The organism is Nocardia arthritidis (assembly GCF_011801145.1).
In the GTDB taxonomy this organism is placed as follows: domain Bacteria; phylum Actinomycetota; class Actinomycetes; order Mycobacteriales; family Mycobacteriaceae; genus Nocardia; species Nocardia arthritidis_A.
On sequence record NZ_CP046172.1, the window covers coordinates 8,504,230 to 8,521,135 of the forward strand.

The window sequence follows — 16,906 nt, forward strand, 5'->3', positions numbered from 1 at the left end:
GTGTGTACTCCTGTGCGTCGGAAAGTAGTTCAGTGGGTTCGTGCCGCGTCGCGGCCGGCGATGCGGCCCCAGGTGAGGGCGGAGGCGATCGTGAGCCCCCCGGCGATGATGCCGGGCCCGAAGACGGCCGCGGCCGCATTCCCCGCCGCGTAGAGACCGGGGATCGCTTGTCCGGTCCAATCGAGAACGCGGGCATGCCGGTCGATACGGGCTCCGCCCTTGGTACCGACTGCTCCCGGGTGTACGGGGAGGGCGAAGAACGGGGGCTCGCCTACTGGGCCGAGGTTCGGATGCGCCGCGGCCGGGTCGCCGAAAGCATGCTCGTAGCGGGAGCGTCCGCGGCCGAAATCCTCGTCGTGACCGGTCGCGGCCATGTTGTTGAATCGGGTGATGGTGCTCGCCAAGGCGTCCGGGTCGATGCCGAGACGGGTGGCGAGGTCGCGGAGGTTGTCTGCCTGGATCAGCCAGTCCGGTGCCTGCGCACCCGCGGGGATCCCGGCGACCGAGTACTTGGCACGGAACTGAGCATCGCCGATCGCCCAGGCCGGCAGGTTCCTGAGCCGATGGGTGTTGGGGTCGAGTTCGGCGAACGCGGCGGCGCAGTTGTGGCTGGACTCGTTGACGAACCGGTGCCCGGCGGCGTTGACCCAGAGCACGTGCGGCAGTAACCGTTCCGGCAGCACCAATTGTGCCTGCGGTGTCGCGTCCGAGTCGGGCCAGACCGTGCCGGGGACCTGGTATGCGGGCCAGGACCAGTACTCACCCGGGTACGCCATCGCCGCACCGATCTGTCCCGCCAACCGCAGGCCGTCACCGTTTTGCACCGGCGGGGTCACCGGGTGTGTGAGCGGCCCGGACAGCAATCGCGACCGCAGGTCGGCGTCGTGTTCGAATCCGCCGGTGGCCAGGATGACACCGCGCCGGGCACGCACTGTGCGGGCGGCACCACCTTGTTCGGCGCGCACACCCGCGATCCGGCCGTTGTCGGCGCGGAGCAATTCGACCACCCGGCATCCGCGCACCAGGCCGACACCCATGGCACGGCAGCCGTGGAGCAGCCCGATGATCAAGCCCGCGCCCAGGGTCACCACCTCGGCCGAGCTGCGTTGCGCGATCAGTTCCAGCGGTGGCGGCCCGCCGGCGAAGAGGCTGTGTTCGAATACCTCTTGATTGGTGAGTACCGGTGCGAAAAGCGGTGCCGGCCAGACCAGTTCGTCGATTACGCCGAGGTCGCCGACAGCCACCGGGCGAACCTCGAGATGGCGGGACGAATGGCCGCCCGGCAGCTCGACGAAAGTGTCCGGATATGCCGTGACCACCGACAATTCGATCGGGGTGCGTTCCTCGAGAAATCGCACCGTCTCCGGCACCGCCCGCACGAACGTCTCGATCAGGTCGTCCGGACGCCCGGGGGCCGCGGCGCGGCAATAGGTCAGGGCATTCTCGGCGGAGTCGGGGCAGCCGGCCTCACGCATTCGATGGTTGGCCGGCGCCCAGATCTGCCCACCCGAGACCGCCGTCGAGCCGCCCCACCGTGCGGACGCCTCCAGTACCACAACCTCGGCGCCACCATCCGCGGCCGCGAGCGCGGCAGCCAAACCAGCTGCGCCCGAACCGATCACCACAACATCCACGTCTTCCATGAGCCCTCCACACCTATTTGTTAACACGTTAACAAATAGGTGTGGAGTGTCAAGATCGTGCGATCACACCATCGAGTAACGCGGTGAGTCCGTAGTCGTAGTTCTCCCAGGGATGCGGCCAGTCGGATGCCAGCGCGGCGATCGTAGGGGTCAGTTCCGAATCGGCTTCCATGATCATGCGCACCTGACCGGGCTGATTCGGGTCGGAGCGGGCTCGATCGGACCCGCTCCGGATGGTGAGGACACCGACCGTGAACTGCCACACCGCGCGGTATGCGGACGCCGCCTGCTCGTGGTCCAGACCGCAGGCCAAGAATGCCCGCAAGATCTCCTCGACCACCCACAAGATCGCCCGACTGGCAAGATCTCCGCCGACCAGGACACCCACCACCCAGGGTCGCGCGGCAAGGGTGTCGTACAGCAGCCGCCATAACACCACTAGTCGCTGCCGCGGGTCTTCGGGTAGATCGGGCCGCCCGAGCTCACCCGCAACGTCGTCCAGCAGCGCCAGCAGCATCTCGTCCTTGTCACGCACGTGCCGGTAGATCGCCGTGGGAGAGCTCGACAGCCGATCCGCGACCCGGCGCATGGTCAACGCCTCGATACCTTCGGACTCCACGATCTGTTCCGCGGCCGCGACAACCGCCTCGCGGGACAGTCTGGCCGGCCGACCCCGGCGCCGCATCGAGTCAGTCATCAGCACAGTCTGTCACCGCCACTGACAAGACGGTCATGCCCCCGAACGCGCACCGCATACCGCGCGGACCGGACCGACCAATGCGCCGCGGCGGCAAACGACCGAGCCCCACCCGGACACCGGATGGGGCTCGGCAGACCCGAATTCCTATACGTTAAAACGGAATTCGACTACGTCGCCGTCCGCCATGACGTAGTCCTTGCCTTCCATGCGCACCTTGCCCGCGGATTTGGCGGCGGACATGGAGCCTGCGGCGACGAGGTCGTCGAAGGCGACGATTTCGGCTTTGATGAAGCCGCGTTCGAAGTCGGAGTGGATGACGCCCGCGGCTTTGGGGGCGGTGTCGCCCTGGTGAATTGTCCAGGCGCGGGCCTCTTTCGGGCCGGCGGTGAGGTAGGTCTGTAGGCCGAGGGTGTGGAATCCGGCGCGGGCGAGCGCATGCAGGCCCGGTTCGGTCTGACCGATGGATTCCAGGAGCTCGGCGGCGGATTCGGCGTCCAACTCGAGCAACTCGGCCTCCACCTTGGCATCGAGGAAGACCGAATCTGCCGGGGCCACACTGGCTTTCAGCTCGGCGACCTTCGCCTCATCGGACAGCACCGATTCGTCGGCGTTGAAGACGTACAGGAACGGTTTGGTGGTGAGCAGCGAAAGTTCTTTCAGCAGTTCACCATCCACCTGATCGCGGGCGGCGAAGAGGGTTTTGCCGCCGTTCAGGATCTCCTGCGCGGCCTTGGCGGCGTCGGCGACCGGCTTGCGGTCCTTCTTGACCTTCGCCTCCTTCTCCAACCGCACGACCGCCTTTTCCAGGGTCTGCAGGTCGGCGAGGATCAGCTCGGTCTCGATCACCTCGATGTCGGCGGCCGGGTCGACCCGGCCGTCGACGTGGATCACGTCACCGTCGGCGAAGACCCGCACCACCTGGCAGATGGCGTCGGCCTCGCGGATGTTGGCGAGGAATTTGTTGCCGAGGCCCGCGCCCTCGGACGCGCCCTTCACGATGCCCGCGATATCGACGAAGGACACCGTGGCGGGCACGATCCGCTCGGAACCGAAGATCTCGGCCAGCTTGTCCAGCCGCGGATCGGGCAGCGGGACCACGCCGACGTTCGGCTCGATGGTCGCGAACGGGTAGTTCGCGGCCAGCACGTCGTTTTTGGTCAGCGCGTTGAACAGCGTCGACTTTCCGACGTTGGGCAGGCCGACGATTCCGAGGGTCAGACTCACGAGAAGGAGAGTCTACGCGGCGCACCCGATCGCCCGACCAGCGCACTCAGGGAATGAGCACAACCTTGCCCAGGTTGCCGCGCGACTCGATCACCTCATGCGCCTTCGCCGCATCCGCCAAAGCGAATTCGGCGTGCACCGCGGGCTTCAGCTGCCGCGCGGCATAGAACTGCCAAAGTTCCTGCCGCCACTGCTCGTACAGTGCGGGCTGCCCCGTCGCGATCCGCGCCATCTGGAAACCGATCGCCGATTTGCCGCCCACCAGCAGGTCGTATGCCTGGATGACGCCGCCGCCCGAGCTGTATGCGACGAGCCGTCCGCCGGGCGCCAGCGCCGCGAGCACCGGGCCGAGCAGTTCGCCGCCGACCGCGTCGAGCGCGTAATCCGATGGCGTCCCCCACGATTCCTGCTGGTATTCGACCACTTCGTCGGCGCCCAATCCGCGCACGAATTCGGCCTTGCTCGGATCCGAGACGGCCGCGACGACCCGCCCGGCCCCGCGGATCCGAGCCAGTTGCAGCGCGAGGTGTCCGACACCGCTGGCGGCGGCGGTGATCAGCGCGGACTCACCGTCCTTCGGATTCGCCGCCTCCAAGGCGCCGCGTGCGACCAGTCCGCTGCGCACCAGCGCGACCGCGTCCACCGCCGAAGCGCCGTCCGGGATCGGCGAGGCCATGGCCTCGGCGAGCAGGGCGTAATCGGCGTAACCGTGCCCGAAGACCAGTCCGGTGACCCGATATCCGGGCGCGTATTCGGTGACGCCCTCACCGACCGCGACGATCTCACCGGCGACCTCACCGCCGAGCGCGATCGGCTCGCGCTGTTCGCGCACCTTCCGCACCACCGGCAGGGTCACCCCGATCGCCTCGACCCGGATCAGGAGTTCACCCGGCCCCGGCGTCGGCACCTCCACCGAGACCGACTCCAGCACCTCGGGACCGCCGCTGCGCTCGTACTGAACCCGCCGCATCACACCTCCAAAAACCATGCGAAGGCGTAACGGTAACGCGCGCAACGACATCGCCCGGCATCCGCGACGACCCGAGTGGGATTCCTCACCACCCGGTTTAACCAGCGACAACCCGGTGACCCGGTTGCGGGCGCCGCGTGAGGGCGTAGCGTTGCTGCCATGGCGCCGACCTCGGAAACGGTGCTCGCCGCGCCCGCACCCGCACTCGCCGGGTTCATCGACAGCTACCGCGGCTACCGGATGACCGGATTCGCCGCAGGGCTGCATCGCGGGCTGCCGTCGCCGCATATGACCTTCATCGCGTCCATCGGACCGGCCATCGACGTCGTCGCGCAGACGAAGCCGGATCAAGCACCGGACGACTACCGGTGTGTGCTCGGCGGCTTGCAGGCCTCGGCCGCCACCATCGCGCACACCGGGCATCAGGAGGGGGTGTCGATCTCGCTGACGCCGCTGGGCTGCCGGACGCTGTTCGGCCTGCCCGCGAGCGAACTGTGGGATACCTCGATGGAGTGTTCCGAGGTCGCGGGCCCGGTGGGCATGCGGTTGTGGGAGGAATTGCAGGGGACGACGAGCTGGGCGCAACGCTTCGCCATCTGCGATCGCGTGCTGACCGCGCTGGCCGATCCAGACCGGACCGTCACGCCGGAGCTCACCTGGGCGTGGCGCAGCATCGTGCGCACCGGCGGCGCGGCGACCGTCACCCAGCTCGCCGACGAAATCGGTTGGAGCCGACAGCATCTCACGCGCCGGTTCGCCGCCGAATTCGGCCTCGGGCCCAAGCTGGCCGCGCGGATCACCCGCTTCGACAAGGCGCGGCGGATGATTCAGCGGGTGCCGCCATATGTCAGCATCGCCGAGGTCGCCGCCAGCTGCGGCTACTACGACCAGGCCCATCTGAACCGCGATTTCGCCGATCTGGTCGGCTGCTCCCCGACCGCCTGGCTGGCCGGGGAGATTCCATCCGTCCAAGACGCGCCGGGTCGGCTCGATTGATGCTTGGCGCATGACGAATCAAACGACAACGCCGCGCACCGCCGTCTGGCCGTGCCTGGCCTTCCGCGACGCACATGCCATGGTCGAATACCTGGTCAAGGCATTCGGTTTCGAACAAGCCGGGCTGTACACCCGCGAGGGCGATCCGTCGATCGTCGAGCACGGCGAGCTGCGCTGGCCGCTCGGCGGCGGCATCATGTTCGCCTCGACCGACCGGGCGGGCACCCCGTTCTGCCGGACCGAGGCGGGCACCGACAACGTCTACATCGTCTGCGACGACCCGGATGCGCTGTTCGAGCGGGCCACCGCCGTCGGCGTGGAGATCGTGCGCGGATTGCGCGACGAGGATTACGGCTCGCGCGGGTTCAGCGTGCGCGACCCGGAGGGCAACCTCTGGAGTTTCGGCACCTACGCGGGCGAGTGACCCCGTAACCTGCTGTCCCCCTTGCTCTCTCGAAACGCGACTCTGGACACACGAACGGTCGTGCGTTTGAATTGACGAATAGACAACAGGGCTCCGGCACCGCGCCGGTCGGTGACAAGAATTGACACCGACCGGAACCGGCATGGCAGCATACGGGTGGCAACACACGATGCGAGCGGACACGTCACCTCGCAGCAGCGGATGCCGGGGCCGAGAACAACGGTCGCCGGATCCCCGCAGGCGGGCCACCCGTACCCGCATCCGAAACCGGCCCGTGCCCAGGGCGGCCCGCTCGTAGGAAACGACAAGCGTGGCGCCGTAATACGGATTCGCAATGTTCAGACTTCACTAAGTCCGACATATCCGGCCCCCTGTTCGGATACGTTGTCAACGTTTAAGCAACACCAGTTCGATTTCCCGGGAGAGTAGTTCGCATGGCGACCATCGAATACCTCCGAACAGATCCCGACCTACCTCCCGTTGGTGTCGTGGACCGTTCGACCCTTACGCCGGCGAAGAAGGGCATCTTCCTCGCAATCGGCGTTATCGGCGCCATCGCGTGGGCCGTGCTGGCCATCGCCAGGGGCGAAAACGTCAACGCGGTATGGATCGTGGTCGCGGCGATCTGCACCTATGTGCTCGCCTACCAGTTCTACGCCCGGATCATCGAATACCGGATCACCAAGCCGCGCGACGATATCGCCACTCCCGCAGAGGAACTGGAGAACGGCAAGGACTACATGCCGATGGACCGACGGGTCCTGTTCGGCCACCACTTCGCCGCCATCGCGGGCGCGGGCCCGCTCGTCGGACCCGTACTCGCCGCGCAAATGGGTTACCTGCCCGGCACCATCTGGATCATCGTCGGCGTCGTACTCGCCGGCGCGGTCCAGGACTACCTCGTGCTCTGGGCATCCAGTCGGCGCCGCGGCCGCTCGCTCGGGCAGATGGCCCGCGAGGAACTCGGCGTCGTCGGCGGTGCCGCCGCGATCATCGCGGTGCTGGTGATCATGATGATCCTGCTCGCGGTGCTCGGCATCGTCGTGGTGAACGCGCTGGCCGCGACCAAGGGCGCCGACGGGCAGTTGCACGGCGGCAGCCCGTGGGGCGTCTTCTCGATCTCGATGACCGTGCCCATCGCGCTGTTGATGGGTTTGTATCTGCGATTCTTCCGGCCCGGCAAGGTCGGCGAGGTCTCGCTCATCGGCTTCGTCCTGCTGCTGTTCGCCATCATCTCCGGCAACTGGGTCGCCGGATCCGGCTGGGGCCGTGACCTTTTCACGCTGTCCGGCACCACCATCGCCTGGATGCTGATCATCTACGGCTTCGTCGCATCGGTGCTGCCGGTGTGGCTGCTGCTGGCCCCGCGCGACTACCTGTCCACCTTCATGAAGATCGGCACCATCACCCTGCTCGCCATCGGCGTGCTGGTCACCATGCCGGTGTTGAAGGCCCCCGCGGTGTCGCAGTTCGCGAGCAACAGCAACGGGCCCTCCTTCGCGGGCAGCCTGTTCCCATTCCTGTTCATCACCATCGCCTGCGGTGCACTGTCGGGCTTCCACTCACTCGTCTCCTCCGGCACCACACCCAAACTGCTCGAAAAGCAGTCGCAGGCCAGGATGATCGGCTACGGCGGCATGCTCATGGAATCGTTCGTCGCGGTGATGGCGATGATCGCGGCCAGCGTCATCGATCAGCACCTGTACTTCGCGATGAACACCGCGGGCCTGGCCGGCCTGCCCTCCGACGCGGCCGCCGCCAAGGTCAACGCGATGGGGTTGGCCGGCCCCCCGGTCACCGGCGCCGAGCTGACCGACGCGGCGCACGCCTACAACGAAACGTCACTGCAGGGCAGGTCCGGCGGCGCGCCGACGCTGGCCGTCGGCATGGCCCAGGTGCTGCAGGGATTCCTCGGCGGATCGGCACTGAAGCCGTTCTGGTACCACTTCGCGATCATGTTCGAGGCGCTGTTCATCCTCACCACCATCGATGCGGGCACCCGCGTCGCCCGATTCATGCTCTCGGATTCGCTGGGCAATCTCGGCGGCGCGGCCAAGAAGTTCAAGGATCCGTCGTGGCGTCCCGGCGCCTGGCTGTGCTCGGCAATCGTTGTGGCGCTTTGGGGTTCGGTGCTGCTGATGGGCGTCACCGATCCACTCGGCGGCATCTACACGCTCTACCCGCTCTTCGGTATCGCGAATCAGCTGCTCGCCGCGATCGCGCTGACCGTCGTCATGGTCATCATCGTGAAGAAGGGCCTGGTGAAATGGGCTTGGATTCCGGCGATTCCGCTGTTCTGGGATCTGCTCGTGACGATGACCGCCTCGTGGCAGAAGATCTTCTCCGGCGATCCGAAGATCGGCTACTGGACGCTGCACTCCCAGACCATCGACAAGCGCGACACGTTCATCGCGGCCAAGGACGCGGGCAAGATCCTCGCGCCCGCAAAGGATCTGGCCGGGATGAACCAGCAGATCTCGGATATGGGCAAGATCATCCGCAACACCTATATCCAGGGCACGCTCTCGATCATCTTCGCGGTGCTGGTGCTGATCGTCGCGATCGTCGGCGTCCTCGTCTCGCTGCGGGCCTGGCGGTCGGGCGGCGGCACGACCACCGAGACGCCGGAGGTGCCGTCGAAGATCTTCGGGCCGAGGGGATTCTTCGCCTCCCCGGCCGAGAAGGAAGTGCAGAAGCAGTGGGATGAGCTGGTCGCCGCGGGCAAGGTCCGCGCGTCCGGCGCGGCACATGCGCACGCGGAATAGGCATCGCATCGTGCAAGGATTCCGTGGGACGCGGCGGCCCGGCGACGGGTCGGCCGAATCCCTTGTGCCGCAGGGCGGTCGGTCTGCTGGACCGGCCGCCCTGCGGCGTTTCGGTGCGGCCGCGCGCGGGCTGCTGTGGTGGTTCAACGGGATCCTCGGCGGCCAGGATTACCAGCGCTACGTCGCGCATCTGCGCAGGCAGCATCCCGGCCGCCCGGTACCGACGGAGCGCGAATACTGGCGGACCAGACATGCCGACGCCGACAACAATCCCACCAATCGCTGCTGCTGATGGGGCACCCAACGGACAACCGTGGGGGAACATGTCGGATTTCCGCTAGCACAGCGGGCGAGCAGCTGACATTGTGGTGAGCGTGGCTATCACGGCTTTGGATTTCGAGCGCTGCTACCGGGCGGTCTCCACCCGGGACTCGCGCTTCGACGGACAGTTCTTCACCGCAGTGCGGACAACTGGAATCTATTGCCGCCCTTCGTGTCCGGCGATCACACCGAAACGCGCCAACGTCACCTTCCTACCCACCGCCGCCGCGGCGCAGCAGGCAGGCTACCGGGCCTGCCGCCGCTGCCTGCCCGATGCCGCACCGGGTTCCCCGCTCTGGAACACCCGCGCCGATCTGGCAGCGCGCGCCATGCGGTTGATCGGCGACGGCGTCATCGAACGGGGCGGCGTGCCCGCGCTGGCCGCCAAACTCGGCTACTCCCAACGCCAGCTCACCAGGGTGCTCACCACCGAACTCGGCGCGGGCCCTTTGGCTTTGGCGCGGGCACACCGGGCGCACACCGCGCGGCTGCTCATCCAGACCACGGCGATGCCCATGTCGGATATCGCGTTCGCGGCGGGTTTCGCCAGCATCCGGCAGTTCAACGACACCGTGCGCGAGGTGTTCGCGGTGAGCCCGACCACCATGCGCACCGAGGCACTGCGCACCAACGGCCGCAACCCCGGGCCCGTGCCCGCGCCGAACGGCTCACTGACGCTTCGCCTTCCATACCGTGAGCCGCTGGACAGGTCCTGGCTGGAGTGGTTCCTCTCCTCGCATGTGGTGCCGGGCGTCGAGGTCTGGGAGGACCACACCTACACCAGGAATCTGCGCACCCCGCACGGGCATGCGACGGCGCGCATCGGCTTCCAGCGCGACCATGTGCGCGCCGAACTCGCACTCCACGATATGCGGGATCTGGCACCGACCGTGACGCGGCTGCGGCACCTGCTGGATCTCGACGCCGACCCGATCGGCATCGATGAGGCGCTCGGCGCCACCGGACACCGGCCCGCCGACGAAAACCGGCGCACCGCATACGGGTTCACCCCCGGCATTCGAGTGCCCGGTTGCCTGGACGGGCCGGAGTTGTTGCTGCGCACCATGATCGGCCAGCAGATCTCCATCGCCGCGGCGGCGACGCACACCGCGCGCCTGGCCGAGGCGCTCGGCGAATGCGTCGACGGCCCCGCGCCGCTGCTGTTCCCGACACCGGAGGCGATCGCCGAACGCGGCGGCGAGATCTTGACCGGCCCGGCCCGCCGCATCCGCTCCATCGTCGGCGCGGCCGAGGCGCTGGCCACCGGTGAGCTGGTGCTGCACTCCGGCCGCACCGCAACGGATCTGCGGCGGGATCTGCTCGCGCTGGACGGGGTCGGGCCGTGGACCGCCGACTACGTCACCATGCGACTGCTCGCCGACCCCGATGTGCTGCTCAGCACCGATCTCGTGGTGCGCCAAGGGGCGACGCTGCTCGGCATCGACCTCACCGACACCAGCCGCTGGGCGCCGTGGCGGTCGTATCTCTCGATGCACATGTGGAAGGCGGCGCTGAACGGACGCGCCAACGCGCCGAAGGTGATGGCGGAGACCGTAACGCCCGTCTGACCGTCGGACAACAACTTTCACCGGATACGACGTGTCCGGCGCCCGATGCCGCCCCGCGCGGCCCCAGTGCGAAAGGACGATAGACCATGACCGAGCAGACAATCGGATCCCGATCCGGCCGAATCTCCACGCGCACCGCCGATTTCGCGACCGTCCAAACACCGATCGGGCCGTTCACCGCGATCGTCGACGACGAGGGCGCGGTGCTCGGATCCGGCTGGACCGCCGATCCGGAGGACCTGCGAACGGTGATCCATCCGGCCTTGCGCCCGAGTCAACTGCGGCAACGGGATTCGCTCGGCGCGGTCACCACGGCGATCGTCGACTACCACCGCGGCGGGCTCACCGCGATCGACGAGATCCCGGTGCGGCAGCGATCCGGCGAATTCCTGGAGCACGCGTGGGAGGTGCTGCGCAAGGTGCCCGCCGGAAATCCGGTCACCTACACCGAATTCGCGGCGATCTCCGGCAGGCCGGATGCGACGCGGGCGGCGGCGAACGCATGTGCGCGCAATGCCGCCGCCCTGTTCGTGCCGTGCCATCGGGTGTTCCGGATCGGCGGCGGACTCGGTGGTTTCCGCTGGGGCCTGCCGGTCAAACGCTGGCTGCTCGACCACGAAGGTCACTGAATTACGCTGCCACCGGGCCGTTTTCGATGAACTTCGCGCGGCCCGCCGAAAGGCCGAGCGCGACGTTGATCGCCATCAGCACCAGCAGACCGATCAGCGCGGCATCCCAGGTGCCCGCCGCCGCGTGCAACACCTCCGCGAGCAGCGGGCCCGCCGCGCCGAGTAGGTAGCCGACGGTCTGCGACTTGGTGGACAGCGCGGCCGCGGTGTGGTGATCGCGGGTGCGCAGCACGTACAGCATGCTCGGAATCGTCTGTCCCGAACCGATTCCCAAGCCGAGCAGCACCAGCCACAGCGGCGCCGTCGCCAGCGGCGCGAGCAGGATGCCGAGCACACCGACGAAACACAGCACCGCCGAGAGCACCAGGTGCCGCCGCTGACTCTGCCGCCGCGCCGCCAGCGCCGGACCCGCGAAACCGCCGAGCGCCAACACCATCGCGCAGATCGACAGGTAGAAGCCGCCGGTGGTCTGATCCGTGCCCTTCTCGACATAGATCGATGGCAGCCACGCGAAAACCACGTACAGCACCAGTGATTGCATACCGAAATAGCCGGTTACGCTCCATGCCAACGGATCTCGCAGCAACCAGGTCCAGGAGGGCGCCGCTGCGGCCTGCGCGGGCGCGCGATCCAGCTGCGGAACGAGCGAGATCAGCGCCACCACCGCCGGGATCAGCGCGATGCCGAGCGCCCACGTCGTCGAGCCGGTCGCCTCGTAGAGCGGATACGAGACCGCGGCGGTCACGGCCGCGCCCAGGCTGACCACGAAACCGTAGACGCCCATCATCGCGCCGATGCGTTCCATCGGGAAACGCTTCTTCACCAGCACCGGGGTGATCACGTTGGCCACCGCGACACCGGCGCTCGCGACGATCGTGCCGACGAACAGTCCGGCGGTGCCCATCAGCCGCACCGCCAACCCGAGCACCAGCACAATGCCCGCGGCGAACAGCGCGCGCTCCTCGCCGAGCCGGTTGCGCACCATGACGCCGATCGCGGCGAACAGGCCGAGGCACAGCGGGGGCAACGTGGTGAGCACGCTGCCCGCGGCGCCACCGAGGCCGAGCACCTTCATCAGCGGCCCCGGTCCGGCGAACGCGATACGCAGGTTGAAACTCACCAGCACGAATGCGACCACCAGAAGGCCGATCGAGCTCGTCCGAGTCGGCCGAGAGGTCTGCAGAACTTGGGTCATGCGGGCAACTGTCGCGGCTCAAGTTGGGTTGAGCGCAAGGGTTCTCAGCCGACCCCGGTATCCAAATCCATCGGCGCGATCCGGTTACCCGCCATCCGCTGGGCGACCACCTCCCGCATGAACGCGCACTGCCCGGCCGGATGCGGGCTCGGGCAGACCAGCAGATGTTCCAGCTGCGCCCGCATCTCGGCCAGCCGCCGCCGCTGCTCCTCGATGGCCAGGATCCGGTCGCCGACCACCGTCCGCCACGCGCCGCCCTCCGCCGAAAGCATGGCCGCGATCTCGTCCAAACTGAGCTGACCCAACTCCTGCCACAACTGGATCAGACCGATCCGATGCACCTGATCCGCGCCGAACTGCCGCACCCCCGCCCGCCGCGCCGTCGCCCGGATCAGCCCCCGCTCCTCCCAATACCGCACAGCCGATACGGTCAGCCCGAACCGCCGCGCCACCTCGGCGATACCCATCAACTCGGTTTCCGGATCCACCCCACCATTCGACCGGGCGCGGCGGCGCCGTTCAACACGCCCGTCGTCAGGCGACGGTGGTTTCGAGGTGGGAGCCGGTTCGGGTGCGGCGGACGTGCAGGCGGCTCGGGATGCGCTGGCGCATCTCGTCGACGTGACTCACCACGCCGACGACGCGGCCGCCCGCCCGCAATTCGTCGAGGACGCCCATGACGGCATCCAGGGTGTCGGCGTCCAGGCCGCCGAAACCCTCATCGATGAAAAGGGTGTCCAGGACGATGCCGCCGGATTCGGCGGCGACGGTGTCGGCGAGGCCGAGCGCGAGCGACAGCGATGCCATGAAAGTCTCGCCGCCCGAAAGGGTTTTCGCGGGTCGGATGGCGCCGGTGTAATCGTCGCGGATATCGAGGCCGAGCCCGCCGCGACGCCCGTGCTTGCCCGCCCGGTCGGTGTGCACGAATTCGTAACGGCCGCCGGACATTCGGCGCAGCCGCACCGACCCGGCCAACGCCACCTCCTCCAGCCGGGCGGCAAGTACATAGGAGCGCAGCGACATTCGCCGATTGTTCGCGCCACGGCCCGCCACCACATCGGCGAGCTGGTCCAGCTCATCGTGGGCGCGCTGGATCGGCGCGATGCGATCGATCGCCGCCCACAGCTGCCCGCCGAGATCCTCGAGCCGATTGACGCGATTGTGCGCCTCCGCATGCGCGGCCACCGCCGCATCCGAACGAGCACGGGCCGCGGACACTTCGGCGTCGAGCTCGGCCGGGTCGGCGGGCTCCCGGTCGGCCGCGGCCTGGATCTCCGGTTCGGCAAGCACCGCGGCGGCGTGTGCCCGCGACCGGTCGGCATCGACCAATTCCGTGTCGATCTCCCGCTGGCGCTGCGGTGTCCGGGTCGCCGCGGTGACAACCTTCGCGTATGCCGTGAGCAGCGCGATGTCGTCGCGGGGTGCGCGGGGCTCGATTATATCGGAATCGCTTGCCGCGGTGGGTGTCTCGGGTTCCGGCTCCGGCTCATCGAGGTCGAACAAGGCGAATTCCGTTGCGGCTGACGTCTCTTCGCGTGCGCCACCCAGGTCTCCCGATGTGCCCGAATCGCCAGCAATACTGCCCTTCGACAAGGCCGTTTCGGCGGCGATGATGGCTCGGCTTGCCGGGGCGGCTGGACCGCTGGAGCTGTCGATCGTTCCGGAACTGACCGGCGCATCGGTTTCGAATCCCTCCGGAATGAAACCTGCTGCACGGGCCAGGTTTTCGACGCGGTCGGCGATGGTGGTGATCTGTTCGCGGGCGGTGATGGCCTCGGTGCGGGCGTCGCGCAGTTCGGTGGCACCGGTGATCAGGGCGTCGAGGCGGGCGCGGCGGCGATCGATGGTTTCGTCGGCGCCCGCCGCGGTGCGCAGGCGGGTCCGCAGTTCTTCGAGGCGGGTCTCGGCGGATGCGATGCGGGTGGCGACGGTGCCGCGGCGGGTATCGGATTCGCGGAGTTCCTCGTGCAGGCGGGTTTCCTCGGCGCGCAGGCGGGACAGCGCCGCGGTGAGGTTGTCGGCGTTGGCGGCGGACTCGGCGGCATCGGAGTACCCGTCGGTGGCCCGGCGGAGGGCAGCGGCCAACTCGACCCGATCGGTATCGCCGCCGCGCGCGATGAGCGCCTCGATCTCCTTCTCCAGACCGGTGATTCGATCGAGCAGCCGGTCACGCTCGCGTTCGGCGGCCTGTTCGGCGGCGCTCGCCGCATCCTCGGCCTCCTTGGCGACCGCGCTCGCGGTCGGACGTGCCGGGTCCGGGTGATCGGCCGAGCCGCATACCGTACACGGCACGCCGTCGACCAGCTGACCCGCCAATTCCGCTGCCATACCGGCCAATCGGCGCTCACGCAGCTCGAGCACCCGTTCCTTCGCGTCCAGGTGCGCCGTGCGCGCCCGGTCGAAGTCCACCCGCGCATGGTCGAGACTCGTTCGCCGCGAGGCCAATTCGACAGCGGCGGCAGCGGCCGCCTGCAAGCGCTCGCACTCCGCGGTGAGCACCGGCAGGGTGGCCGCGGCCGTCGTCGCCTCCCGTACCCGCGCCTCCATCCCCAGAATGGCGTCGGGCAACTGCTCACGCCGCCCGGTCAACTCGGCCACCCGATTCGCCAAAGCGCCTTCCTCCCGGCGCAATTCGGCGATCTCACCGGCCAACCGATCCGCATCCTCCGCATCGGCCCGCACCTCGTCCAGCGCCCCGATCAGCCCGCTCCACCGCCGGATGGCCCCGTCCAGATCAGCGTCGGCCCGCACCACAGGCACCAGATCCGAGCTCACTCCCGAAGCCCCATCCGGCGAGATCGCCCCCGGTCGACCCGTCCCAGCCGCAACCGACCGGGCGGCCAATCGATCCGCCCCAGCCCCACTCGACCCAGCAGGCGACCGATCCGCCCCGGCTCCACCTGACCCCGCAGGCAATCGATCCGACCCAACCCCACTCAACTCGACGGACGATCGACCCGTCCCAGCCCCGCCCGATCCAACGGCCAATCCGCCCGACCCGGTCCCACTCGATCCAGCGGGCGACCGATCCGATCCAACCTCGCCCAGCTCGACGGACGATCGGCCGATCACAGCCCCGCCCGGTCCAGCGGGCGACCGATCCGACCCGACCCCATCCAACTCGACGGACGATCGGCCTATCACAGCTCCACTCGATCCAGCGGGCGACCGATCCGCCCCAGCCCCGCTCGACCTCGCGGGCGATAGTCCGGAATCCGCCGGTCCCGGCGTATCCCGCTGCCCGACAGCCGATTTCCGACTATCGGGCCGCTCGGTGCCGGTGTCGGTGGGGCGCTGCCCTGCCGCTGGGGTGTAGTCGGGGGGCTCGTACTCGATCAGGTCTTGGCCGCCGAGGTCGGCGCCTGCGGGTTCGAGGATGAGGGCGGCGAGTCGTCGGGCGGCTGTATGGCTTTCGGCGTCGCGGCGGCGGCTGAGGCGGACGGCGGAGCGGGCCTCGTCGATGGCGGCGGCGACCGGTTCGGCACGGCGCGCGGCGTCGAGTTCGGCGGTGAGCGCGGCGCGGTGGTCGGCGGTGGCCGCGTATGCGTCGAGCTGCGCACGCGCCTGGGCCAGTCGGCGGCGCAGCTCGCGCAGGCGGCGCTGGTCCTCGGCGCGATCGCGCAGTGCGGTGAATTCGCGTTGGCGCACTTCGGATTCCGCGGCGGCGGTGGTGAGGTCCGCGCGGGCGGCGGCGAGCAGGTCCTGTGACCAGGCGACCGCGTCCGGGATCTCCACCGCCTCGGTGACCGAGCGGCCCGCCGCCATCGTCACGCCATCGATCAGGCGGTGGATGCTGTCGGTGCGCGATTTGAGATCGGCCTCCGAGGCGCGCCGCTTATCCGCGAGCCACTGTTCCGCGGTGCCGAATCGCGCCGTGTCGAAGAGCTTTTCGAGCAGCTTTTCCCGATCCTCGTTCTCGGCGCGCAGGAATCGCGCGAAATCACCCTGCGGTAGCAGCACCACCTGGAAGAACTGGTCGGCGCTCATACCGAGCAGGCGGATGATCTCATCACCGATATCCGGTATGCGGGAAAGGTTTTCGCCGCGGCCGTCGAGCCAGGTCAGGGTGGCTTTCGCCGGGTCGGTGCGCATGCCGGTGCCGCGCAGTTTGGGCCGCTCGTACTCCGGAATACGGGTGATGCGCAACCGCCGCCCGCCGAGGGTGGCCTCCAGCACGACCTGCGGCGGCGTCTGCACCGGCGCATGGTCGGAATGCAGTCGCTTGCTCTCCCCTCGCGCGCCGGGCACCCGTCCGTACAGCGCGAACGCGATCGCATCGAGCACCGTGGTCTTGCCTGCACCGGTCTGCCCGTGTAGCAGGAACAGCCCGTCGGCGCCGAGCGTGTCGAAATCGACGACCGTGGTCTCGGCGAACGGGCCGAACGCGGTCATCTCCAGCCGATGCAGCCTCATGCGTGCCGCTCCGATGTCCCCCGGCGACCGGCGATGAACCTATCCAATTCGCGCAGGG

Annotated in this window: 13 protein-coding genes; 6 read left to right on the top strand and 7 right to left on the bottom strand. The window is 68.4% G+C overall.

The window, feature by feature from the left end; all coding sequences use genetic code 11:
* Positions 1-29: 29 nt before the first annotated feature.
* The 4 genes from F5544_RS38505 to F5544_RS38520 form a co-directional block, all read right to left on the bottom strand.
* Positions 30-1,643, bottom strand: coding sequence for an FAD-dependent oxidoreductase (locus F5544_RS38505; RefSeq protein WP_167477707.1), 1,614 nt, complete (start codon positions 1,641-1,643; stop codon positions 30-32).
* A gap of 49 nt (positions 1,644-1,692) precedes the next feature.
* Complete coding sequence (locus F5544_RS38510; RefSeq protein WP_203217441.1) at positions 1,693-2,340, bottom strand: TetR/AcrR family transcriptional regulator; 648 nt, start codon at positions 2,338-2,340, stop codon at positions 1,693-1,695.
* Between the two features lie 147 nt (positions 2,341-2,487).
* On the bottom strand, positions 2,488-3,567 hold the full coding sequence (gene ychF / locus F5544_RS38515; protein WP_167477708.1) for a redox-regulated ATPase YchF: 1,080 nt from the start codon (positions 3,565-3,567) through the stop codon (positions 2,488-2,490).
* Between the two features lie 46 nt (positions 3,568-3,613).
* Positions 3,614-4,537, bottom strand: coding sequence for a quinone oxidoreductase family protein (locus tag F5544_RS38520; protein WP_167477709.1), 924 nt, complete (start codon positions 4,535-4,537; stop codon positions 3,614-3,616).
* Positions 4,538-4,696: 159 nt separating this feature from the next.
* Between F5544_RS38520 and F5544_RS38525 the strand changes: the two genes are divergently transcribed.
* The 6 genes from F5544_RS38525 to F5544_RS38550 all read left to right on the top strand — a co-directional run bounded on the left by F5544_RS38525 (position 4,697) and on the right by F5544_RS38550 (position 11,240).
* The gene (locus F5544_RS38525) at positions 4,697-5,533 is read left to right on the top strand and encodes a helix-turn-helix domain-containing protein (protein WP_167477710.1); all 837 of its coding nucleotides are present in this window, start codon (positions 4,697-4,699) and stop codon (positions 5,531-5,533) included.
* A gap of 10 nt (positions 5,534-5,543) precedes the next feature.
* Entirely contained in the window at positions 5,544-5,957 is a 414-nt protein-coding gene (locus F5544_RS38530; RefSeq protein ID WP_167477711.1) for a VOC family protein, read from the top strand.
* Between the two features lie 434 nt (positions 5,958-6,391).
* Positions 6,392-8,722 carry a carbon starvation CstA family protein gene (locus tag F5544_RS38535; protein ID WP_167477712.1) on the top strand — a complete coding sequence of 777 codons (2,331 nt, stop codon included), beginning with the start codon at positions 6,392-6,394 and terminating at the stop codon, positions 8,720-8,722.
* 100 nt (positions 8,723-8,822) lie between these two features.
* On the top strand, positions 8,823-9,014 hold the full coding sequence (locus F5544_RS46830) for a YbdD/YjiX family protein (protein ID WP_238847534.1): 192 nt from the start codon (positions 8,823-8,825) through the stop codon (positions 9,012-9,014).
* A 73-nt stretch (positions 9,015-9,087) separates the two neighbouring features.
* A complete protein-coding gene (locus tag F5544_RS38545; RefSeq protein ID WP_167477714.1) occupies positions 9,088-10,611 on the top strand; it encodes an Ada metal-binding domain-containing protein in 1,524 nt (507 codons plus the stop codon).
* Positions 10,612-10,697: 86 nt separating this feature from the next.
* Positions 10,698-11,240, top strand: a complete 543-nt coding sequence (locus tag F5544_RS38550) for a methylated-DNA--[protein]-cysteine S-methyltransferase (protein WP_167477715.1) — start codon at positions 10,698-10,700, stop codon at positions 11,238-11,240.
* Position 11,241: 1 nt separating this feature from the next.
* Here F5544_RS38550 and F5544_RS38555 read toward each other — a convergent pair whose 3' ends face one another.
* Genes F5544_RS38555 through F5544_RS38565 form a run of 3 tightly spaced genes read right to left on the bottom strand, consistent with a single transcriptional unit; the run spans position 11,242 to position 16,848 of the window.
* On the bottom strand, positions 11,242-12,435 hold the full coding sequence (locus tag F5544_RS38555) for an MFS transporter (RefSeq protein ID WP_167477716.1): 1,194 nt from the start codon (positions 12,433-12,435) through the stop codon (positions 11,242-11,244).
* Between the two features lie 44 nt (positions 12,436-12,479).
* Positions 12,480-12,923, bottom strand: a complete 444-nt coding sequence (locus F5544_RS38560) for a MerR family transcriptional regulator (RefSeq protein ID WP_203217442.1) — start codon at positions 12,921-12,923, stop codon at positions 12,480-12,482.
* Between the two features lie 46 nt (positions 12,924-12,969).
* Positions 12,970-16,848, bottom strand: coding sequence for an AAA family ATPase (locus tag F5544_RS38565; RefSeq protein WP_167477717.1), 3,879 nt, complete (start codon positions 16,846-16,848; stop codon positions 12,970-12,972).
* Positions 16,849-16,906 lie beyond the last annotated feature (58 nt).

Bases quoted from the DNA above. Each gene is read 5' to 3' on its own strand.
- F5544_RS38505 (WP_167477707.1), bottom strand. From the start codon at position 1,643: ATGGAAGACGTGGATGTTGTGGTGATCGGTTCGGGCGCAGCTGGTTTG.
- F5544_RS38510 (WP_203217441.1), bottom strand. From the start codon at position 2,340: ATGACTGACTCGATGCGGCGCCGGGGTCGGCCGGCCAGACTGTCCCGC.
- F5544_RS38520 (WP_167477709.1), bottom strand. From the start codon at position 4,537: ATGCGGCGGGTTCAGTACGAGCGCAGCGGCGGTCCCGAGGTGCTGGAG.
- F5544_RS38525 (WP_167477710.1), top strand. From the start codon at position 4,697: ATGGCGCCGACCTCGGAAACGGTGCTCGCCGCGCCCGCACCCGCACTC.
- F5544_RS38530 (WP_167477711.1), top strand. From the start codon at position 5,544: ATGACGAATCAAACGACAACGCCGCGCACCGCCGTCTGGCCGTGCCTG.
- F5544_RS38535 (WP_167477712.1), top strand. From the start codon at position 6,392: ATGGCGACCATCGAATACCTCCGAACAGATCCCGACCTACCTCCCGTT.
- F5544_RS38550 (WP_167477715.1), top strand. From the start codon at position 10,698: ATGACCGAGCAGACAATCGGATCCCGATCCGGCCGAATCTCCACGCGC.
- F5544_RS38555 (WP_167477716.1), bottom strand. From the start codon at position 12,435: ATGACCCAAGTTCTGCAGACCTCTCGGCCGACTCGGACGAGCTCGATC.
- F5544_RS38565 (WP_167477717.1), bottom strand. From the start codon at position 16,848: ATGAGGCTGCATCGGCTGGAGATGACCGCGTTCGGCCCGTTCGCCGAG.